The organism is Pseudobacter sp. (assembly GCF_051955275.1).
Lineage (GTDB): Bacteria > Bacteroidota > Bacteroidia > Chitinophagales > Chitinophagaceae > Pseudobacter.
In genome coordinates this window covers 44532-67495 of the sequence record NZ_JBQCGW010000003.1, presented here as the reverse complement: position 1 = coordinate 67495, position 22964 = coordinate 44532, and the positions used below count along the sequence as shown (strand labels likewise).

Annotated in this window: 21 protein-coding genes; all 21 read left to right on the top strand. The window is 47.0% G+C overall.

Annotated elements, in window-relative coordinates:
• Positions 1-2: 2 nt before the first annotated feature.
• Positions 3-1466 carry a hypothetical protein gene (locus ACTHMC_RS00395; protein ID WP_440409864.1) on the top strand — a complete coding sequence of 488 codons (1464 nt, stop codon included), beginning with the start codon at positions 3-5 and terminating at the stop codon, positions 1464-1466.
• On the top strand, positions 1463-3802 hold the full coding sequence (locus ACTHMC_RS00390; RefSeq protein ID WP_440409862.1) for a glycosyl hydrolase family 28-related protein: 2340 nt from the start codon (positions 1463-1465) through the stop codon (positions 3800-3802). The genes ACTHMC_RS00395 and ACTHMC_RS00390 overlap by 4 nt, the downstream gene beginning before the upstream one ends.
• A gap of 33 nt (positions 3803-3835) precedes the next feature.
• A complete protein-coding gene (locus tag ACTHMC_RS00385) occupies positions 3836-4978 on the top strand; it encodes a glycosyltransferase family 9 protein (protein WP_440409860.1) in 1143 nt (380 codons plus the stop codon).
• A gap of 17 nt (positions 4979-4995) precedes the next feature.
• Entirely contained in the window at positions 4996-6858 is a 1863-nt protein-coding gene (gene asnB / locus ACTHMC_RS00380) for an asparagine synthase (glutamine-hydrolyzing) (protein WP_440409858.1), read from the top strand.
• 8 nt (positions 6859-6866) lie between these two features.
• The gene (locus ACTHMC_RS00375; protein ID WP_440409856.1) at positions 6867-8027 is read left to right on the top strand and encodes a glycosyltransferase; all 1161 of its coding nucleotides are present in this window, start codon (positions 6867-6869) and stop codon (positions 8025-8027) included.
• Positions 8024-8587, top strand: coding sequence for a WcaF family extracellular polysaccharide biosynthesis acetyltransferase (locus tag ACTHMC_RS00370; RefSeq protein WP_440409854.1), 564 nt, complete (start codon positions 8024-8026; stop codon positions 8585-8587). The genes ACTHMC_RS00375 and ACTHMC_RS00370 overlap by 4 nt, the downstream gene beginning before the upstream one ends.
• 2 nt (positions 8588-8589) lie before the next feature.
• Positions 8590-9336, top strand: a complete 747-nt coding sequence (locus tag ACTHMC_RS00365) for a glycosyltransferase family 2 protein (RefSeq protein ID WP_440409852.1) — start codon at positions 8590-8592, stop codon at positions 9334-9336.
• Between the two features lie 4 nt (positions 9337-9340).
• On the top strand, positions 9341-10456 hold the full coding sequence (gmd, locus tag ACTHMC_RS00360) for a GDP-mannose 4,6-dehydratase (protein ID WP_440409850.1): 1116 nt from the start codon (positions 9341-9343) through the stop codon (positions 10454-10456).
• 32 nt (positions 10457-10488) lie between these two features.
• Positions 10489-11427, top strand: coding sequence for a GDP-L-fucose synthase (gene fcl / locus ACTHMC_RS00355; protein WP_440409849.1), 939 nt, complete (start codon positions 10489-10491; stop codon positions 11425-11427).
• 25 nt (positions 11428-11452) lie between these two features.
• Entirely contained in the window at positions 11453-12196 is a 744-nt protein-coding gene (locus ACTHMC_RS00350; protein WP_440409847.1) for a tyrosine-protein phosphatase, read from the top strand.
• Positions 12197-12366: 170 nt separating this feature from the next.
• Positions 12367-13245: a MerR family transcriptional regulator gene (locus tag ACTHMC_RS00345; protein ID WP_440409845.1), complete on the top strand. Its 879-nt coding sequence runs from the start codon at positions 12367-12369 to the stop codon at positions 13243-13245.
• Positions 13246-13358: 113 nt separating this feature from the next.
• Entirely contained in the window at positions 13359-13859 is a 501-nt protein-coding gene (locus tag ACTHMC_RS00340; RefSeq protein WP_440409843.1) for an RNA polymerase sigma factor, read from the top strand.
• Positions 13860-13960: 101 nt separating this feature from the next.
• Positions 13961-15457: a phytoene desaturase family protein gene (locus ACTHMC_RS00335; protein WP_440409841.1), complete on the top strand. Its 1497-nt coding sequence runs from the start codon at positions 13961-13963 to the stop codon at positions 15455-15457.
• A gap of 102 nt (positions 15458-15559) precedes the next feature.
• Positions 15560-16390, top strand: coding sequence for a phytoene/squalene synthase family protein (locus ACTHMC_RS00330; protein ID WP_440409839.1), 831 nt, complete (start codon positions 15560-15562; stop codon positions 16388-16390).
• Positions 16391-16398: 8 nt separating this feature from the next.
• The gene (idi, locus tag ACTHMC_RS00325; RefSeq protein ID WP_440409837.1) at positions 16399-16944 is read left to right on the top strand and encodes an isopentenyl-diphosphate Delta-isomerase; all 546 of its coding nucleotides are present in this window, start codon (positions 16399-16401) and stop codon (positions 16942-16944) included.
• Between the two features lie 4 nt (positions 16945-16948).
• The gene (locus ACTHMC_RS00320; RefSeq protein ID WP_440409836.1) at positions 16949-17425 is read left to right on the top strand and encodes a beta-carotene hydroxylase; all 477 of its coding nucleotides are present in this window, start codon (positions 16949-16951) and stop codon (positions 17423-17425) included.
• Entirely contained in the window at positions 17400-18560 is a 1161-nt protein-coding gene (locus ACTHMC_RS00315; RefSeq protein WP_440409834.1) for a lycopene cyclase family protein, read from the top strand. The genes ACTHMC_RS00320 and ACTHMC_RS00315 overlap by 26 nt, the downstream gene beginning before the upstream one ends.
• 98 nt (positions 18561-18658) lie before the next feature.
• The gene (locus ACTHMC_RS00310) at positions 18659-20596 is read left to right on the top strand and encodes a T9SS type A sorting domain-containing protein (RefSeq protein WP_440409832.1); all 1938 of its coding nucleotides are present in this window, start codon (positions 18659-18661) and stop codon (positions 20594-20596) included.
• A 23-nt stretch (positions 20597-20619) separates the two neighbouring features.
• A complete protein-coding gene (locus ACTHMC_RS00305; protein ID WP_440409830.1) occupies positions 20620-21972 on the top strand; it encodes a sigma-54-dependent transcriptional regulator in 1353 nt (450 codons plus the stop codon).
• A 297-nt stretch (positions 21973-22269) separates the two neighbouring features.
• Complete coding sequence (locus tag ACTHMC_RS00300) at positions 22270-22674, top strand: hypothetical protein (RefSeq protein ID WP_440409828.1); 405 nt, start codon at positions 22270-22272, stop codon at positions 22672-22674.
• A gap of 193 nt (positions 22675-22867) precedes the next feature.
• Positions 22868-22948 (top strand): K(+)-transporting ATPase subunit F, encoded by an 81-nt coding sequence (kdpF, locus tag ACTHMC_RS00295; protein WP_440409911.1) that lies wholly within the window; start codon positions 22868-22870, stop codon positions 22946-22948.
• The last annotated feature ends 16 nt before the right edge of the window (positions 22949-22964 follow it).

Genomic DNA, 22964 nt, shown 5'->3' with positions numbered 1-22964 from the left:
AATTGGATATCGGAATCAAGAAAATAGGACTCTCCAGCGGAATTATTGCCTTCTTCCTGGTACTGGCCGCCTTATGCCTTTTTTCCCAGTATCCGTTACTGGCGTTGTACGGGATGTTTACCTTATTCATCATTATCAGGTCAACCTGGACACGCTACCAGCCTACAGTGATCTTTTTCTGGTTTGTTTACCAATGGGTGCAGGTTATGGCCGGGATCTGGTATGCAGATATTATCGGTAATCGTTTTGAAATAGTATTCAGAAATAACAGTGTCGAAAAAACAATCATCCTCTGCTTTACAGGGATATTGTTGCAGGTCTTTGTAGTGAAGGCAGTACTGGCAAAACAAAAGTTATATACACTCGATCAGTTGAAAGAAGCTGCTTCCAGGATCAACATGAACAGGCTCATCATACTGTATGTGGTCAGTGCGGCTTTATATCCGCTTTTGTTCAAACTGGCAATCAATTTCGGGGAGGTGACGCAGGTCATCCTGACCGTTACCAAAATAAAGATGCTGTTCACCATCATGTTGGTAATTCTCCTTTTTATCAGAGGGGAGAAAAAGACGCTGATCCTTCTGATTCTCCTTTTTGAATTCATTACAGGCTTTCTCACGTACTTCTCTTCTTTCAAGGATGTGATCATAATATGCCTCATCTGCTACCTGTCCTTTATCAGGCAGGTAAAACTGAGTACCATCCTGAAATTATCCCCCTTGCTGATCCTGCTGTTTACGCTTCTGGTCTTTTGGTCAGCGGTAAAACCCAAATACAGGACTTATGTAAATGAAGGAACAAGAGCACAACAGGTTCAGGTAGAATCTTCTGATGCCCTGAAAAAAATCCTCGACCTGGCAGGCGCTTTTAATGGAAAAGATTTCCAGAAAGGATTGTATTCTTTGGCTCATCGCATACAATATGTGTTTTTTCTTTCCAAAGTGGTTGACAGGATTCCGGAACTTACCCCTTATGAAGACGGGGAACTGATGCTCAGTTCTCTTCGGTTCGTAATCGTACCTCGTTTTCTCGATCCGGACAAAGGAATTCATGATGCCTCAGTAAAAACTTCGAAATATACAGGTTACAGAATTGCCGGGATGTCAAAAGGCACCTCCATGGCTATCGGCTATTACGGAGATGCTTATATTGATTTCGGGCCAATAGGAATGATGATTCCAATTATCATCATCGTCATTCTGGTGGGTTGGTATTACCGTTTCCTGATGAGTATAAAGATCAACCTGATCATGGTTTACGCAATCACTATGACCTTTGTGTATAATATCGGGTATTTTGAATCTGATATCATCGTGATCCTTGGAAACATAAAGAACGGCTTCATTATGAACCTGGCCATGATCTTTACTTTATACCCTGTCATCAACAGATATCTGACATCTGGAATAATCAAAAAACACGATGTTTATGGAATGAATAAACAGTCGCTGTCATCTACACTATGAAAACTAATCCAATATTCAGACTGATAGCGCTGGTAACAATGATTTGCTGTTCATTGCCCGATGCTGTTGCCCGGCAAATCCCGGGAGGAGAGTTCAACGGCCCCTTTGATAGTTGGTCCGATGTAACAAAATCAGGCGCTACAGGAAATGGCCGAACAGATGATACCAAGGCTATACAGAATGTTCTGGACAATCTTACCGACGAGCGTTTTGGTATAAACGCCAATGCTCATACTTCTTATTCTGTTGTATACTTTCCTAAAGGCACTTACAGGATCACCAAACCATTGAAACTTACAAAGAAGGCTGGAATTATAATCACTGGTGAAGACCCTGAAGCAACTATCCTGCTGTTCGATGGAACAGACGGGGGCACAATATTATACGCCGACGGTTCCTCGTATTTCAGGATATCAAGATTGCAATTCAGATCGAACAATAAGAGGAATATACATGGTATCGGAATACATTGGGCCTCTGATTACAATTCATCCACAGCCTATGCTCCGCAGGGCATGGAGATATCTGAATGTATTTTTAACGATGGATTGGCCAGGGGCATTGCAGGTGGAAGCTTTGGCAAAGTGCAAAAAGATGCTACCTGCTCCGAAGTATCTGTGCGGAATTGCCACTTTTACAATTGCAGTGTCGCAGGTATAGGCATCCAGGGGTACAATGCACTCAACTACTGGATCTGGAATTGCCGGTTCACCGGTTGTAATAAAGGTGTAGACATAAAGTACGGCAATGCATACGTTTACAGATCCTGGTTCAAAGGGTCCTTAAAAGCAGATGTATACAACTCGCATGGTTATTATTCGTCTATACGTGGCTGTTACTCAGACAGCTCCGCATGCTTTTATATGGATGACAGTTTTAGCTGTAATCCTTTTAAAAGGGTACTTGAAGGAAATGTGGTGAAAAATACGCTCTACGCTTCTGTGGAATATTCCGACTTCGGATACCTGACCCTCGTCAACAATTATTTTCACCGCATCAGAAACAAGGACATTCAGATTGCCGTGAATGTAGTTTCCCGGAACGGTATCTGTAATAAAGACGGATACAAGATCTTTTCTATCGGCAATTTTTTCGACATGCCCCAACCGTACCGGATCAACAAAGTGCAGTCAGCCTCTTATGATTATACAGTAGGGGATTATGGCTTTGGTAAACAATCTTCCGGGCTGGACGAAAAGAAATTCCAGGCGGAGATCCTTCTCCCTTTCAATCCCAGGGTAAAGCGCCAGGTATTTGAAGTGCCTGCCAATGCCACCGATGTGCAGATTCAGGCCATCATCAATGAAGCGTCTGGAAACCGCTGGAAAGGCAAACGCCCTGTAGTTCATATTCCGGCGGGGAAATACAATATTTCAAATACCATCATCATACCTGCAGGAAGTGATGTGCAGATAGTAGGAGATGGCTTTTTCAGGGCTTCCGTTCTGAGAGGAACCCCTGCATTACGGGATAATTACTTTTTCAAAGTGAAGGGGCCTTCAGCAGCAAGCATAACAGAAATTCAGATCGGATGGGAAACCGGAAAGGATGAGATCTATAACGGTATACTGCTGGAGAATGCCGATCAGAAAGACGCGCATATCTTCATTGACCAGATGCGTGCACCTACCGCCAAAAACTCCCTGCATGTGAACAAGCTGATGAATGCTTACGTACAGAAAACGAATTCATATTATGCTTACCGGGATCTGGTGACGGGCAGCGCTGCACACCTTAATGGCAAAGCAACTTCTTCCGTACATCTTTTCGGCGGTCAGTTCGGTTTCTTCAACGTAAGCAATAAAGCCAGTTACTTCGTGAAGGATACATGGTATGAAGGTTCACTCAAAGAAGGCGTTCCTTTCCAGGCAAGTGGAAACGGAAATATCGTGATAGATTGTGCGAGGCTGGGGGTTCTTCATAACGACAGGGGCACCAACCCCATTCTCAAATTGAAGGATTTCAGCGGCAATTTCCTGCTGATGAATGCATACGTAGATAATACCCTGTCAGTTGACATGAAGAAAATAACAGGAAACGTTCTGCTGATGAACCTTTATATGAATTTTGCTCCGGATATTCAGAATGCCGGGCCCACCACCAGCAAGCGCTTTAGCATGATCGGAGTGGTGGCGCAAGACAAAGACGGAAAATCATATGCAGTTAAAGAAGTTGCCAATGCTGCTGCAACCAGGGCATTGATGCAGAAAATGACAAACTATACCAAAGACTGGTTACCCAGGTACTATACCACCAAACCTGCAGGAGTGACCAACCTTTATTTCAGCAGGATCACGTTCGGAAATCTCCGTACTGCCTATTCAATGCAGCCCTGATAAACAGCCAGTGTCAAAATTCTTCCCTGTTCCATGAAACTGATTCGAGACAAAAAGATACCTACTGGCGCCAGGATCAGATTGATATTTGTATTTACCTGGCTCAATGGTTGTAATGCTGTTTTACGGCTACTTGAAAAAGTACTGTTCAGAAAGCAGACGTCACCCCGCCATATCCTGGTTTTCCGCACAGGATCTCTCGGAGATAATATCTGTGCACTGCCTTCTCTGCTGGCTATCAGGAAGCACTATCCAAATGCCAGGATAGATATCCTTGTAAATCAGGGTGGATCCAATCTCGTGTCGCTTGAACAACTGATGGATCCCTCCTGTTACGATGAGATCATCAATTACCTGAACCTGCCAAAGAAAGACGTAGTTGCTGTTCTGCGAAAAAGGAAATATGACCTGGTTATCCAGCTTCCGCAGACAGGCTCTTCGTTCAAGAGGCTCCTGCGTGACCTGTTCTTTTTCAGGCTCATCTGCAAATACGGATTCGGATGGAGATTGTCAACCGTTCCTTTTTTCAGGCAGGTGCAGGAAAAATATGTGCTTTTCCCCAACGAAACCCATCGCCTGGCCCTGCTGCTGGCTGACTATGATATTCAGGTGGATGAGCGGGAATATGCCCTTAATATCACGAAGCAGGATGATGAATATGTGAGTGCTGCATTCAATGAAGCCATTCAGAACTCCAGGGATTGCATCGCTGTGGTAGTAGGCGCCAAGCGGCCTCAGAACAGATGGCCGGTTGAATACTTCAACGAAGTGATACAGGCCTGGATCTCAAAATACAATATTCTGCTGATCGGCGGACCGGAAGACAATGCAATAACAAATCGTTTACAAAGCCATGAAAATATTTTCAATTTCTGCGGAAAATTGACACCGCTGCAAAGTGCTGCATTGATAAAAAGATGTAAACTTGTAGTAAGCAACGACACCGGACCAATGCATCTGACATATGCAGTTAAGACTCCGGTAATTGCGATTTTCAGCTCAAGGGATTTCCCCGGTAAATGGTTCCCTCCCGAATCCCCCGAAAACATAATCAATAGATCCTACGGAATACACTGCTCACTTTGCTTAAGTGAAAACTGCAGCAATAATATCTGTATGCAACAGATCAAACCATCTTTAATCATAACCCAAATGAAAGCTATGTTATCCCCTTAACCAACCAACATAAGCTTATGTGCGGAATTGCTGGTATTCTCCACTACCAACCCCAGACCCCTGAAAAATGGAGAATAGAAAAAATGTCAGCGGCCATGGAACACCGTGGGCCTGACGGAAACGGTAGTTTTAGTGATGAGCACATTCAACTGGGTCACCGGCGCCTTTCTATAATAGACCTGTCGCAGCAGGCAGCGCAGCCAATGATTACAACAGACAATCGGTATGTGATTGTTTTTAACGGGGAGATCTACAATTTCAAAGAACTCAGGAGTTCCTTACCGCATTTCAACTTTCAGACCTGCTCGGATACAGAAGTGATCCTTGCTGCATATATAACCTGGAAGGCCGATTGTGTACACTACCTGAAAGGCATGTTTGCCTTTGCCATCTGGGACACTGAGGAAAAGGAGCTTTTCATGGCGAGGGACAGGGTGGGGGTCAAGCCGCTCTACCTGTATTTCGGAAAGAATTTCATGGTTTTTGCATCGGAGGTGAGGGCAATGATGAACTCGGGACTTATCCCGGGAGAACTTAACAAGGCAGCACTCTGGGAATACCTTTCTTTTCAATCCATTGGTGTTCCCATCTCGATCATAAAAGGAGTTTTTCAACTGGATGCCGGATCTGTAATGATCATCCGTAAAGGACGGATCAGTAAGTTCAGATACTGGGAACCAATGCCGGCAAAAAGCGATTTCAATCATGCAGACCTGCAGCTTACCAAAAAGAATATACATGACCTGCTGTTCAGAGCAGTGGAGAAAAGACTGGTCAGCGATGTTCAGGTAGGAGCATTGCTCTCCGGAGGAATCGACTCGGCAGCAGTTGTGGCCATCATGGCCCGGCTGACTTCAGTACCGGTAGAAACCTTTACCATCGGCCTCGAAGATGCAGCATTTGATGAATCACCATTTGCTGCAATGGTGGCTAAAAAATACAATACCTCTCATCACCCCATCATACTGAAACCCAGGGACCTGCTAGATCAGCTACCTGAGGCGCTCAACAGTGTGGATATGCCCAGTGGTGACGGGATCAATACATGGATCGTTTCAAAAGCCATCAGACAGGCAGGCGTGAAAGTAGCGCTGTCAGGCGTAGGTGGTGATGAATTGTTTGCAGGTTATCCATTCTTCAAACAATTCCTGAAAGCCCAGAAACTGGATGGGGTCTGGAATAAAACAACCTGGATCAGGAAAACACTGGGAGGTATTCTCAAACTATCGTCTTCCGGTAAAATGGAAAGACTGGCCAGGCTGATAGATGCTCCCGATTGTTCCGTCAGCTACTTTTATCCCGAATGCAGGCGTATCCTTACGCCCGGACAATTAAGCAAGACCACCTCCTTCAGTCATTCCTATGATTGCCTGATCGGTGACAGGCTGCTCAACCTCCGGGATGAGTTAAGTACATTGCCGCTCCTTAGCCAGATAACCGTGGCGGATCTGATGGGGTATACACAGAATACTTTGCTGAAGGATATCGATCAGATGAGCATGGCCGTATCACTTGAAATCAGAGAGCCGTTCTTTGATTATGACCTGATCGAATTTCTGCTGAGAGTGCCGGATCATGTCAAATACCCCACTTATCCAAAGAGCCTGATGGTGGAGTCTCTGAATGGAATGATCCCCGATGAGATAGTGCACAGGCGCAAACAGGGTTTTGTTTTCCCCTGGGAAAAATGGATGAGAACAGAATTAAGATCATTTTGCGAAACTTATATAAACCGGATCAGCCAGCGCCAGATCATCAGGCCTGAAGGGCTTCAAAAGCTCTGGAAAGGTTTTCTTAAAGGAGACCCCTCCTGCAGATGGATCGATATCTGGTTATTTGTTGTACTCGAATACTGGCTGGAAAGGAATAATATCAACTAACCCTCTACGTGAGTTCCGTACACGCTGTCAAACACCGTATACTTATTTTCTGCGATTGGTATGACCCCGGCTACAAAGCCGGCGGGCCAATCCAGTCATGCCGTAATATCGTGAAGTGCCTTAAGGACCAGTTCTCATTTTACATCATTACTTCAGACAGGGACCTGGGAGATCAGCAGGCATACCCTGGTATAAGTGTTGATCAATGGGTAAACCCTGAGCAGGACGTACATATCTGGTATGGCAGCCCCGGCTCCATCAACAGAAACCGGATTGAAAACCTGGTAGACCAGGTGCAACCGGATACCGTTTATTTCAACAGCATGTTCTCCAGGTCTTATACCCTGGTACCGCTGCTGGTGTTGAAAGGCAAAAAGAAACTGGACCGCGTGGTGCTGGCCCCTAGAGGAATGTTGCATGCAGGAGCCTTGCAACAGAAAGCGTTGAAGAAAAAATTCTTCCTTCAATTGTTCCGGTGGAGCGGGATCACAAAAAAGATCCGGTTCCATGCAACTGATAAGCAGGAAGCACAGGATATCATCACTTATTTCCCCGCTACCCGTGTGCAGGTGGCTGAAAATATTCCCAATGTGGATGAACAACCATGGTTGCCAACGCGCAAAGAACCGGGTACATTGAAAATGATATTCATCTCCAGGGTGCATCCTAAGAAAAACCTTCATTTTGTGCTGGAGCAACTGATGCAGCTGCCTGCTTCTTCCAGGCTGGAACTGGATGTATACGGGGAACCCGATGATCCCGTTTACACAGGCCGGTGTAAAGAAATGGCCTCAAAACTGCCCGTAGGCTTCAAAGTTGAATTCAAAGGCCCCCTGCAACACAAAGAAGTATTTACAACCCTCAGGAAATATCATTTATTTGTGCTGCCAACCCTGGGAGAGAATTTCGGCCATGCCGTATTTGAGGCACTATCAGCAGGAAGACCCATCCTGATCAGCGATCAAACGCCCTGGAGAAACCTGGAACAATACAAAGCAGGCTTTGATATCAGCCTGAACAAGCCTGAAACTTTCCGCGATAGCCTCCAACGGTTTCTGACAATGGACCATGATGAATATAATGAATGGTCGGCAGGCGCACATGCATTTGCCAACAGCTTTATCGCTACTTTTGACTATTCAGTGAAATACCATATGCTTTTTAAATGAAGGGAGTTACCAATCTCGGAGTATATAATAATGACTGGTTCAAACCAACCATCGGCGCTTCGCGGATCAAACAGCTGTGCTGGTATTTTATCAATGTGCTGTTTTTCATCAACCCCTTTAATCCATCATCAGGACTGAAAAAACTTCTTCTCAGATGGTTTGGCGCGAAATTAGGTAAGGGAGTGGTGGTAAAGCCCGGAGTGAATATCAAATACCCCTGGAAACTGACCGTGGGCGATCATTCATGGATCGGAGAAAAAGTTTGGATAGACAACCTGACCGACGTTTCCATCGGAGCACATGTCTGCCTCTCGCAGGGCGCCATGCTGCTTACCGGCAATCATGATTATTCCAAATCCACTTTTGACCTGATGGTGAAACCCATCACGCTGGAAGACGGCGTTTGGATAGGAGCACAATCACTTGTTTGCCCGGGCATACACTGCCAGTCGCATTCCGTGCTGGCTGCCATGTCAGTTGCCACCAAAGGACTGGAAGCCTATACAATCTATCAGGGAAATCCGGCAGTAGCCGTCAGGCAAAGAGTTATTGAATCATAGTTATGACCATTTCCATTATCACAGCAACATACAACAGTGCAGCCACTGTGCGCGATACACTCGAATGTATTGCCAGGCAGGATTATGGCAATGTTGAACATATCATAGTAGATGGTTTGTCGAAAGACAATACCCTGAGCATCGTTTCCGAATTCCCGCATGTCAGTAAGGTGTTGTCTGAAAAAGACAAAGGCATTTATGATGCGATGAACAAAGGAGTTGGCCTTGCTTCAGGTGATGTGATAGGCATCCTCAATTCCGATGATTTCTATTGCAGCCCGAAGGTGCTGAGCCTGGTAATGGCTGCTTTTGAGGATCCCGCCGTGGATGCCGTGTATGGTGATCTGCATTATGTGCAACAGCAGAATACTGACAAGATCACCCGCAAATGGAAAGCAGGCCGTTTCAGGCCCAACAGTTTTTATTACGGATGGATGCCGCCGCATCCTGCCTTTTTTGTAAGAAGAAAAGTATATGAACAGGCTGGTCTGTTCAATACCTCACTGCGCTCCGCAGCAGATTACGAGCTGATGCTGCGTGTGCTGCTGAAACATAAAATGAAGGCTGCCTATATCCCGCACGTGCTGGTAAAAATGCGCGCCGGAGGTATGAGCAATGCCACATTGAAAAACAGGTTCCGGGCTAACAGGGAAGACCGCCAGGCCTGGGAACTCAATCAACTGAAACCTTATTTTTTTACTATCTGGCTGAAGCCGGTAAGGAAAATATTCCAATTCATAATTAGATAAACGTATGTCAAAAGTCGCGCTGATCACAGGTATTACAGGGCAGGATGGAGCCTACCTTACAGACCTGTTGCTTAAAAAAGGTTATATGGTGCATGGCGTGAAGAGAAGAAGTTCCCTCTTCAATACCGAGCGGATCGATCATCTTTACCAGGACCCACACGAAAAGAACGTGCAGCTGAAACTGCATTATGGTGATCTTACCGATAGCACCAATCTCATCCGTATCATCCAGGAAACACAGCCTGATGAGATCTATAACCTGGCAGCGATGAGCCACGTGCACGTGAGCTTTGAAACACCTGAATATACAGCCAATGCTGATGGTATTGGCACACTTCGCATACTGGAAGCCGTTAGATTGCTTGGTCTTTCAAAGAAAACCAGGGTATACCAGGCTTCAACATCAGAGCTTTACGGCCTGGTGCAGGAAGTGCCGCAATCAGAGAAAACACCTTTTTATCCGCGTTCTCCGTATGCCGTTGCCAAACTGTATGCATACTGGATCACCGTCAACTACCGCGAAGCCTATGGCATGTACGCTGTGAACGGTATCCTTTTCAATCACGAATCCCCGCTGCGTGGTGAAACCTTCGTTACCAGAAAGATCACCAGAGGCGCAGCCCGCATCGCACTCGGATTGCAGGATAAGATCTTCCTGGGAAATCTGGATGCACAGCGCGACTGGGGCCATGCAAAAGATTATGTGGAAGCCATGTGGCGCATTCTTCAGCAGGAGAAGCCGGAAGACTATGTGATAGCAACCGGCATCACAACACCAGTACGCGATTTCGTGCGCATGGCATTTGGTGAGGTGGGCATTGAACTGGCGTTCAAAGGAACCGGCGACAAGGAAGTTGGTATCGTTACAGCCTGCAACAACCCTGAATTCCAGATCGAAATAGGTAAGGAAGTGGTGGCCGTTGATCCCCGCTATTACAGGCCTACGGAAGTGGACCTCCTGATCGGAGACCCTGCAAAAGCCATGACCCAGCTGAACTGGACCCCCAAATACGATCTGCCGGCACTCGTAAAAGAGATGATGGACAATGATGTGGACCTCTTCCGCAAAGACCGCATGCTGCAGGAAGCAGGATATTATGTACGTAATCAGTTTGAATAAACATTTTGATCAGAAAGCTGTAATTAAGATATATGGAGCAATCGGCTAAAATATATGTGGCAGGGCACCGTGGAATGGTAGGATCGGCTATCACCAGGAAACTGCAACAGGAAGGTTTCACCAACCTGGTGCAAAGGACTTCGTCTGAACTGGACCTGCGTAATCAGCAGGCGGTGAATGATTTCTTTGCAAAGGAAAAACCTGATTATGTGTTCCTGGCTGCTGCAAAAGTGGGAGGCATCGTAGCCAACAATACCTATCGGGCAGAATTCCTCTATGATAATATCATGATCCAGAATAATGTGATCCATGCCGCATATGTGAATGGAGTAAAGAAACTTATGTTCCTCGGGTCATCCTGTATCTATCCTAAAATGGCACCCCAGCCGCTGAAAGAAGAATACCTGCTCACAGGGTTGCTGGAGCCAACAAATGAGCCCTATGCCATCGCCAAGATCGCTGGTATCAAAATGTGCGATGCCTACCGCTCACAGTATGGATGTAATTTCATTTCAGTAATGCCCACAAACCTTTACGGAGAGAACGATAATTATGACCTCAAGAACTCTCATGTACTGCCTGCCCTGATCAGGAAATTCCATGAGGCGAAGATCGCTGATGCTCCCTCTGTACTTATGTGGGGTACGGGAGAGCCTAAAAGAGAGTTCCTGCACGCAGATGACCTGGCGGATGCCTGTTACTTCCTGATGCAGCACTTCAATGAAGAAGGCTTTGTTAATATAGGAACAGGTGAAGACCTCAGTATCAATGAACTGGCCCTGATGGTAAAAGATATCATTGGTTATAAAGGCCGTATCGAACATGATCTGACCAAGCCTGATGGCACTCCCAGGAAACTGATGGATGTAAGCAAACTCCATGGTCTTGGCTGGAAGGCCAGGATCGGGCTCAGGGAGGGCATCCAAAAAGTTTACGAGGAGTTCACACAACATTCCAATGCCGTAGTTTAGCTTTAACAGAGCGAATAGTAACCCAATGTTCTCCATCTTCAAAAAAAAACAGTCACAGACGGTTGATCTGAGCGGCATCGGAACAGATATGCATTCGCATCTGCTGCCCGGCATCGACGATGGTTCTCCCGATACCGAAACCTCCGCAACCCTCATCAAAGGTTTGCAGGACCTGGGTATTCAGCGATTCATCACTACTCCCCATATCTTCTGGGACCTGTACAAGAATACCAATGAAAGTATCGATGGGGCTCTTGAAAAACTCCGGTTATCCTATAACGGTAGATTGGAAGCTCCCTTCCGTGCTGCCGCTGAATACTACCTCGATGATCACTTTGATGATCTTCTCCGCAAGGATATGCCCCTGCGTACCATCCAGGATAACTGGGTGCTGGTGGAGTTCAGCTTCGTAACTCCTCCGATTGACCTGAAAGAAAAAATTTTTGCGATGCAGATCAAGGGATACCAGCCGGTGCTGGCGCACCCCGAGCGTTACGCATATCTGACTGCATCAAAAAGGACCTATGATGAGCTCAAAGATGCAGGATGCCTCTTCCAGGTGAACCTGTTATCCCTTACTCCATATTATGGGAAAGCGGCCAATGAACTGGCCAATTATCTTCTTAAGAAGAATTATGTGAATCTGCTCGGTACCGATCTGCATCACGAGAGGCACCTTCACACCTTGCGCAACTCCCCCAGCCTGACAGATTCCGTCAAACAGCTGCTTGATTCAGGCAGACTGCTCAATCCCTCGATCAATTTTTAACACTTAAAAGATCAGCGCGAGCTGAGTCTTTCAATTGCATAAGAAGCTGAAAATCTGGCTCTTGTGTTAGGTCTCATGAACTTTGTCAGATTTTTAGTTGAGTTATCTCAGTACAAATCTTAAACAATTGACATATCTTGGATGTAGTTACAGAATCAAATCATTTGCCTGTGAACGTATTCACGATCAAAGACCTGGAAAACCTCTCGGGCATCAAAGCGCATACGATCCGCATCTGGGAACAACGGTATTCATTCCTGAAACCCAAACGAACGGATACGAACATACGCTATTACAGCACCGATGAGTTGAAGGCGGTGTTGAACATCGCGCTGCTGAATAAATACGGCTTCAAGATCTCGCATATCGATAAGATGAGCACGGAAGAAGTGCGCCAGAAGATCATCGAACTGTCTCATGCAGAAGCACAGCAGGAAAGGCTGATCAATGACCTGGTACAGTATATGGTAGACCTGGACATTGTGAGTTTTGAAGACGTGCTCAACCAATATATCCGGGCAAGAGGTATCGAGAGAACCATTACCCAGCTTGTGTTTCCGTTCCTCGACAAGATCGGGATCCTCTGGATGACCAATTTCATTCAGCCCGCGCAGGAGCACCTGGTTGCCAATATCATCAGGCAGAAACTGATAGTGGGCATCGAGAATGTGCATAGCAGCATGCGCTCGGATAAAACCGTTGTGCTCTTTCTGCCGGAAGGAGAATATCATGAACTGGGGCTGCTCTACCTTTATTACCTCCTCAAGAGTAAAGGCGTGCAGGTCCTTTACCTGGGTTCGGATGTGCCTGTACGTGATATGGAATTTCTGGTGAACGCAAAAAAGCCTGATTTTCTGCTGACGCATCTTACCAGCGTTCCTGCCAATTTTAACATTGACAAATTCCTCAATCATTTCCACCAGACAGTGCCGCAGGCCAGACTGGTGATATCCGGACAACTGGCTGTTTGTTACCCCAGAAAGAGCTTTCCCCAGGTGGAATTCAAGCGCAGTTTACAGGAAGTTATGGAATTTATTGCTGGACTATAAGTTGCTGATAATGCGTTAGTTTTACATTTTAACATAATCCCGTGAACAGTTAACGTTACTTTCTGACAATCTATGTTTAAATTTGTATCGTAATTATTTAAACACCTTGAGCCATGTCGACGATAGAATTTAACCAAATGCTGGTGAAGAATGCAGACTTTCTCAAGCCTTTCGCAATTACTCTCACCAGGGATTCAGAAGCAGCTAAAGATTTGTTCCAGGAGACTTTATACAGAGCTTTGGCCAATAAGGATAAGTACAATGTAGGAACGAACATTAAGGCCTGGCTGTATACCATCATGCGTAATATTTTCATCAATAATTATCGCAGGAAGGTAAAGCAGAACGTGATTTTCGATGCAACTCCCAATGATTTTTTAATCAACCAAAGCCAGGCCGTAACCATCAATGGAGCTGAAGGCACGCTGAGATTGAAAGATATTCAGGCAGCTATACATAACCTGCCTGAGATCTTCAGGAATCCTTTCCTGTTGTATTTCGATGGATTCAAATATCATGAGATCGCGGAAATGCTGGATGAGCCACTAGGTACCATCAAGAGCCGCATACACTTTGCCCGTAAATTGTTGAAAACGCAGATTCATCGCTTTTAATTTTACGTGTTTAAGTAGCTTATCGGAATAAAAAATTTTTTCGCTGGCGCGATACGGCTGATCTTCGGATCAGCTTTATCACGCCTTTTTTCATTTCTATAGTGAAAACAACTGCCAGATATAATACTGCCCGGAAGCATGCAATCGTTATCGGGAGCGGGTTTGCCGGCCTTTCTGCCGCCAGTTTCCTGGCTCGTGAAGGATGGAAAATAACTGTGCTGGAAAAACAACAAAGTCCTGGTGGCCGCGCCCGCCAGCTTCAATCCGCCGGTTTCTCCTTTGATATGGGCCCCAGCTGGTACTGGATGCCGGATATTTTCGAGAGATATTTTTCCCTCTTCAATAAAAAAGTGGAAGACTATTACAGCTTGCAGCGGCTGGATCCTTCTTACCGCGTTTACTGGCCCGATCATTTTACGGATATCCCCGCCAATATGGATGCGTTCCGTGCATTAGTGGAAAGTCTGCAGCCGGGTGCAGCAAAAGGCCTGGATACATTCCTGAAAGAGGCAGCTTACAAATATAAAACAGGTATGAACAAGTTGGTGTTCAAGCCCGGCCGTTCACTACTGGAATATGTTGATCTGGATGTAATGCGCGGCATGTTCCGCCTTGACCTGCTCTCTTCCATGAAATCCCATATCGGTAAATACTTTCAGCATCCCGGTCTCCGGCAACTGATGGAATTTCCCGTGCTCTTCCTGGGAGCGCTGCCCGAGAATACACCTGCACTTTACAGTCTCATGAATTATGCTGATATTCAGCTGGGCACCTGGTATCCTGATGGCGGTATGTACAGCGTGGTAACAGCCATGTATAACCTGGCCCTGGAACAGGGCGTGGAGTTCAGGTTCAATGAAGCTGTTACGGGAATCACTACCGGTAATCATCTTGCTAAAGAGGTGATCACCACGCAGGGAAGCTACAAACCTGATGTAGTGATCGGTGCGGCAGACTATCATTTCATAGAAACCCAATTGCTGCCGCCTGATGCGCGCAGCTATACCGATAAATACTGGGATTCCCGTACCATGGCCCCCGGCTGTCTCCTCTGGTATGTGGGCCTGAGTAAAAAGCTGGAGAATACCCGGCATCATAACCTCTTCTTTGATACGGATTTTAACAGGCACGCCCACCAGATCTACACCAGCGTGGAATGGCCCGATGATCCGCTATTCTATGTGAGCGTCCCTTCTGTTACAGATAATACAGTGGCCCCTGAAGGGGGAGAGAACCTGTTCTTTCTGGTTCCCGTAGCTGCCGGCCTTACAGGTGATGATGAGGCGCTGCGCGATAAATACTTCCGGCAGATCGTACAAAGGTTTGAGCAACGTACCGGTCAGAAAATTTCAGATGCCATCGTATTCTGTAAATCCTTTTCAGTATCGGATTTCGTACATGAATACAATGCATTCAAAGGAAATGCTTACGGTCTTGCCAATACGCTGAAGCAAACAGCTATTCTCAAACCCTCCTGCAGAAGCAGGAAACTCAGCAATCTTTTTTATGCAGGTCAGCTCACTGTTCCGGGACCTGGTGTTCCGCCCAGTTTGATCAGCGGCGAGGTAGTTGCAAAACAGGTGTTGAGATATTTCTGATGGTCCTTTGAAATAATTGAACAAATGTGCATAGCGGGCAGATAGTTTTGGCAGTGTACTGATCTTTTCTTTATTTGAACACAGAAGCTATTTACGCAAAACATGATGCAACTTTTTCACCATGTAAGTCAGCGATGCAGTAAGGCAACTGCAGAAACCTACAGCACTTCATTTGCTGCTGCCATCCGTTTGCTGCATAAAGACCTGCAAGGGCAGGTGCATAGCATTTACGGCTTCGTGCGGTTTGCGGATGAGATCGTTGATACCTTCCATCAATGGAATAAGGAAGATCTGCTCAACAGGTTTGAAGCCGATACCTGGAAGGCCATCAGTGAGGGCATCAGTCTCAATCCCATTCTTCACAGTTTTCAATATTGTGTCAATCATTACGGAATCGATCATGCGCTGATAAGGGCATTCTTCCACAGTATGCGGATGGATCTCAGCCGGAGCAGGCATGAGCAGCAGACCTATGAAGAATATATTTATGGCAGTGCGGAAGTGGTGGGGCTGATGTGCCTGATCATTTTCTGCGAAGGGGATCAGGAAAAATACCTGTCACTGAAGCCGTACGCTCAATCGCTGGGTGCCGCTTTTCAGAAAGTGAATTTCCTGCGGGATATGAAGGCGGATCATCAGCAGTTACAGCGGATATACTTTCCAGGTATCAATATGCGTAACTGGGATGAGTACAGCAAACAGGAAATAGAGAAAGATATCATGGCTGATTTTGAACACGCGCACAAAGGAATCATGGCCCTGCCGATGAAGGCGAGGTTCGGGGTGTTTGTAGCCTACCGTTATTACCTGTCGCTTTTCCGGAAGATCAGGCGCAGTACCCCTGCCGCCATCATGGAAAAGCGTATCCGGATACCTAACTTCCACAAAGCCATGATACTGGTAAGCGCCCGCTTTTCGAGGGTTTTGCAGTAAATTGCAGTATGAACAAAACGCAGGAAGTAATACTGGTGAACGAGAAGGATGAGCCCATCGGAACCATGGAAAAGATCGAAGCACACCGGAAAGCATTGTTGCACCGTGCTTTCAGCGTATTCATATTCAACAGCAAGGGAGAGATGCTCTTGCAGCAACGCGCACTGAACAAATACCATAGTGCGGGTTTATGGACCAACGCCTGCTGCAGTCATCCCATTCCCGGCGAAGCCACTACTGATGCAGCCCACCGCAGGCTGCAGGAAGAATTAGGCTTCAATACCAGCCTCGATAAAATTTTCGAATTCACTTACCAGACTGCTTTTGACAACGGACTGATAGAACATGAATTTGATCATGTGTTTGCAGGTGTGTACGAACAAAGGATCACGCCCAACCCGGAAGAGGTCCATGAAGTCTGTTACAAGAGCCTGGACGATATCCAGCAATCCCTGCAAACGCATCCACAGAAATATACATCCTGGTTCCATATTGCCTTCCCGAAAGTGAAGGAGTGGGCAGTGGAGCAGGGACTTGTTCAGCCTACAATCTGATAGTATGCAATGGCTAATTTATATCGGCATCCTCGTTGGTACTTTCATCCTGATGGAAGGGATCACCTGGTGCACCCACAAATTTGTGATGCATGGTTTTCTCTGGTATCTCCATGAAGATCATCACCAGCCCACGCCTGGTTTTTTTGAGAAGAACGATGCCTTCTTCGTGATCTTCGCCATTCCCAGTTTCTTATGCATTCTATTCGGTACACTGGATAAGATCTACTGGCTGCAGGCCATCGGCTTTGGCATCATGGCCTATGGCGCGGCATATTTCCTGGTGCATGATGTGATCATTCACCAACGTTTCAAATGGTTCACCCACTCCAACAATACTTACGTGCGCGCGATACGCTGGGCGCACAAGATGCACCACAAGCACCTGGATAAGCAGGAGGGCGAAAGCTTTGGTATGTTATACGTTCACCGTAAATACTGGAACAAGATCCGGAATGACAAAAAGCGCGCCCGCCAGTAATCAATACGATTACATTTTTGCCGGCGCCGGCTGCGCTGCTTTAAGCCTGCTGATGCGCATGCTGCAACAGCCGGTCACAAAGCATGCACGTATCCTGCTGGTAGATAAACAGCCGGCCAGTATGCTGAACAAAACATGGTGCTTCTGGGAGAAAGAGCCCGGCTTCTTTCAGTCTGTTGTTCATCATCAATACCATCAGCTCTGGTATCATGGCAATGGCTGTTCAAAGCTGAGCAGTATAACTCCTTATGCGTACAAAATGATACGCGGGGAAGATTTCTACCGGCATTGCATGCAGACCATCTCCCTTCATCCCAATGTGCAGTTCCTGCAGGGTGATATTGAAAAAATGAATGGAAATGGTGATGCGGCTTCTATAACCATATCGGGAGAAACCTATACTGCCCCATATATTTTCAACAGTGTGGTCACTTTGCGTCCTGTACTGGCGAAGCATGAATATTTATTACTCCAGCATTTCAAAGGATGGTTCATTAAAACGGAGGAGCCCGTTTTTGACCCCGCTGCCGCCACCCTTATGGATTTCAGGATCCCGCAGGATAAAGGCACTGCCTTTGTATATGTGATGCCTCTGAGCGAACGAAAGGCGCTGGTGGAGTACACGCTCTTCACGGAGCAGTTGCTGACGGATGAAGAATATGAAGAAGGGCTTCGCAGTTATATGTCCGGTTATATCAAAACCGCCTATACCATAGAAGATCAGGAAACCGGCGCCATCCCTATGACCAATTATCGCTTTCCTGAGTCTGATGGCCGTATCATCCATATCGGAACGGCCGGGGGACAGACCAAGCCCAGTAGTGGGTATACTTTCCAGTTCATTCAGCGTCAGTCCGATCAGCTGGCCGCTCAGCTGGCCAGGAGAGAGCGCCCTTCCCCCACCAGCTATCAGCATACCCGTTTTCATTTCTATGACGCCGTGCTCCTGGATGTGCTTGTCAATAAGCGGCTCCCAGGTGAAGCTATCTTTACAAGACTCTTCCGCAAGAACCGCCTTTCCCTTGTGCTTCAGTTCCTTGGGAACCAAAGCAGCCTGGCCGGCGAGCTCCGCCTTATCAGTGTATTACCCAAAATTCCCTTCCTGAAAGCCGCACTGCGTCAGCTTTTCCTCTAGCCGTAATTATTTTTTGACCGATTCTGCTTGCTTTTGGCAAAGTAATTGCTTCAAAATCCGCGGTAATCCTGTACACTAACCGTGAAGTTTGATCTCTTATGAAACAACCATTACACGTATTCCTGGCGGTAGCCCTCCTGGTCTGCCACCAGCTTTCAGCACAAGTATCCTTTACTGCCAATACCCAGGTGCCTGCTTACAATGGTAAGTTCATGTATGGTACCAATCCAGGTTACTACGGCAATTCCTGGGACGATAAGTCCCTCGCCGATATTGCCGCAGGCAATCCCTCCAAAAATGTAAAAGGAGCAGGCGTTAAAACCCTGAGGCCCGCACTTCCCGAATCTTTCCTCGAACAATGGAGCTATGATATCCGGCTGGCGGAGTTTGCTCATTATGCCTCTCTCGGCATCGTGGACAATACCGTTTTCCTCAATGGCCCTTCCACCGCTCACAAAGACAATACGAAATACAATGGCTGTGCCGATGAGTCTGTGCTCTGGAAGAATATGTACGAGCCTATCTGGGACAATGGCGCCAATGGCACACCTGTTAACGAGAACAATTATTACGCACTCTACGTCTATAAAACGGTGACCCGTTACAAAAACTGGGTCAAATTCTGGGAGATCATCAATGAGCCCGATTACGATTATGGTGGCAACGGATACAAGAAGAAAGGTGAAACAGGCAACTGGTACGACAATCTTCCCACTCCCTGCGACCTTCCCAATATGAAGGCCCCGGTCTTCCACTATATCCGCCTGCTCCGTATTTCCTACGAAGTGATCAAAACGGTGGATCCCACAGCCTATATAACAACCGGTGGCCTGGGTTATCCCAGCTTCCTGGATGCCATCCTCCGTTTTACCGATAATCCATCCGGCGGTGCAGTTACAGCAGATTATCCGCTCAAGGGGGGCGCCTATTTTGATGTGCTCAGTTTTCACAGCTATCCCCAATTCAACCTGGGTGTGTGGAGTGATGCCAATGGTGGTGGCTGGGTATATAAACGTCATTCCGATGCAGCTGCTCAGGCTTATATCAATCTCAAGAAAGAATTTGAGACTGTGCTGACCGCCTACGGATATAACGGTACTACCTACCCGAAAAAGCATTATATCTGCACAGAGAATAATATTCCACGTAAAGCATTCGGCACTTATATCGGCTCCGAGGAAGCTCAGCGTAATTATATCATCAAAGCCCTTGTGCAAAGTCAGAAGAATGAGGTCCGCCAGTACTACAGTTTTGTGCTTGGTGATTCCCGTACCGTAGCAGAAGCGGTAGACGGCCAGCAAACGATGGGTCTTTACACCAAGCTGGAAGGGCAGGGGCCGCTCACCAATGGCGGTGCTTACAAACAGCAATACAGCAGGGAAGGCGTTGCTTTCAAAACCACTTCCGATATTCTTCGCGGCTCCACCTACGATGCTGCGCGCACCACGCAGATGCAGTTGCCTGCCAATATCGATGGTGCCGCATTCCGTGATGCCGCCAATAAATTCACGTATGTGGTCTGGGCAAAAACGGCTACCGATCTTTCCGAAAATGCTGCAGCTACTTACTCATTCCCGGCTGCCATGAACGTATCCCTGAAAATGGTAAAACGCGAATGGAATTTCACGGAGTCGAATGTTTCCACTTCCATCAATTCCACCGGCATAGCACTCACCGGTGCTCCTGTATTCTTAACGGATGACCTGCAAACGGTTCCGCTTCCTGAAAAGCCACCCACTTCACCTGGCCCCGAACCAACGGATCCGGGCCGTGATCTGGCCCTGTCGCTCTATCCCAATCCAACACCTGATATGGCCACTATCCGCTTTACACTGAAAGCGCCTACAAGTGTGCGTCTCACGCTGTACACGGCAGACGGTAAATTTGTGGGAACGGCCATTTCCAATGTAACCTATCAGAAGGGAACGCACACGGTGGCACTCCCGCTCACGCGCACACTGAGCTCCGGCGTGTATATCTGCCGCTTTGAAGCAGATATCATTCTGCGCGTAGAAAAACTGGTGATTGGGAGATGAGGCGAAACCTGTAGTTTTGTTCCATGTCAGGCAATATCCTTCTTATTGACGACGAGGAGAAACTCCGAGGTCTGCTCAAGCGAATCATCAGTCTTGAAGGCTTTACTGTATTTGAAGCGGCCGATCTCAAATCAGCGGGCAAAGTGCTGGAGCGTGAATCTATCGATGTGGTGTTAAGCGATGTAAAGCTGCCGGATGGCAGTGGTGTCAGCTATGCCGCCATTATCCATTCAAAATATCCCGGTACAGAGGTGATTCTGCTCACTGCCTACGGCAATATCGCGGACGGTGTGCAGGCCATGAAGAATGGCGCCTTCGATTATATCACCAAAGGCGACGACAACGAAAAGATCCTGCCACTACTCAGTCGTGCCATCGAGCAGGTGCAGCTCAAAAAGCGTGTTGCACAACTCGAAAAACAGGTAGGTAAGCGATACAGCTTCGAAAATATCATCGGCTCATCCGCCCGCATCAAAGATGCCATCACGCTCTCAAAGAAAGTGGCGCCCACTGATGCTACCGTTCTGCTTCTCGGAGAAACGGGCACCGGCAAAGAAGTGTTTGCCCAGGCGATCCACAACGGCAGTAAGCGCGCTGGCCAGCCATTCATGCCGCTCAACTGCAGTGCTTTTCCCAAAGACCTCCTGGAGAGCGAGCTCTTCGGGCACAAGGCCGGGGCCTTTACCAATGCCGTCAAAGACAAGAAGGGCCTGATCGAAGAAGCGCACAACGGCACGCTTTTCCTCGACGAGATCGGTGAAATGCATATCGATCTCCAGAGCAAACTGCTCCGCGTGCTCGAAACCAATGAGTTCATCAAGATCGGCGACACCAAACCCACCCGTGTTAATGTCCGCATCATTGCGGCCACCAACCGTAGCCTGCAGCAGGAAGTGGATACCGGCAGGTTCCGCGAAGATCTCTACTACCGGCTCAACGTATTTACCATCACACTTCCTTCTCTTGATGAACGCAAGGAAGATATTCCTGCGCTCGCTTCTCATTACCTCCATCTCTTTGCTGCCAAAACCAATAGCCGTCTTACCGGCATGAGTGCTGATTTCCTGCAGCACCTGCAATATCATTCCTGGAAAGGCAATATCCGTGAGCTCAAGAATATCATCGAGCGTGCCGTTATCCTTTCTGAGGCTACCGAACTGACAACAGACAATCTCCCGCTCGAATTCCAGCAAACCCTCTCTGCGTCGGACAACCAGAGCACTACGCTCTCTGCCTTCTCACTTGCCAGTATGGAGAAACTTCATATCCAGCGTGTGCTGAATCATACCCGTGGTAATAAAACGGAAGCAGCGCGGTTGCTCAATATCGGGTTAACTACGTTGTATCGTAAGATCGAAGAATACCATCTTTCTTAGTTCTGGTTAATCGCAAAGGGTTATGATCGCCGGCTGTAAATCTGCCAAACAGCCTGGAATACTTATGAGCTATTGATCTGAGGGATTAAGCAGTAGAATATTTATTAAGCAGTGGGGCAACAGATCCGAAGGCCGGCTCTTCATTACCCTTTGCTTTCCTCCCTGCTTGTGCTGCAGTTATACATCGGAGACCCCCTCTTACATTTCATCAGCACTGATGCACCCGTACCCATCTCCTCCCCCACAGCGATCACGGATGCAGAAAAGGATTTTGTTGCCCCCACGTGAAGTCCGCATATGATATCACCGGATATTGCCTGTCTGCAAGTAATTGTAGAAATGCGTTCATATTGGTTTGCTTTATCAGAGGATATTATTGGTGCTTTCATTCAGAACGGTATCATTTGCAGTACGGGTTTCCTATGTTGCACTCTCAAGGTGATTGCCGGTGAAAGGGGTATGAAAAAGGGGCCTTCGAAACATACGATCCTTCAGTTCATCATTGCCTTACCGCTTCAACTCACCCCACCAAATCCCCATAGTACCACCACAGGTGTGGGTATGTTTTACAGCCCCAATTTTCATACCCCTTTCACCGGCCCCGGCCCAAACAAAAAGCAACCCATTTTGAAAAACCCACCCTTCCAAAATGAAAAACCTCCCCTCCCGATAAAAGCTTCCCAACAATTCTTTATCCCCTAATAATCAATCCCACTCTGCATTTCGTCCAACCAGCCAAATCTGGCATACCTCCCGGTACACCCTTTGCCCATCTCACCCTGTAAACAAAATCGTCTTTTATGCTCACGCTATCGCTCATCACTATCAGCCTTGTTTTGTTCTGGCTGTTTTTCAAGTGCATCAACTTCTTTGAAAAGGTTTAAACATAATTTTTATGATGACATCCCTGCTGATTGTATCGACGGTAGTTTTTGGCTACCTCGTTTATGTGTTACTCAAACCCGAAAAATTTTAATCCTAAACGAATCAGG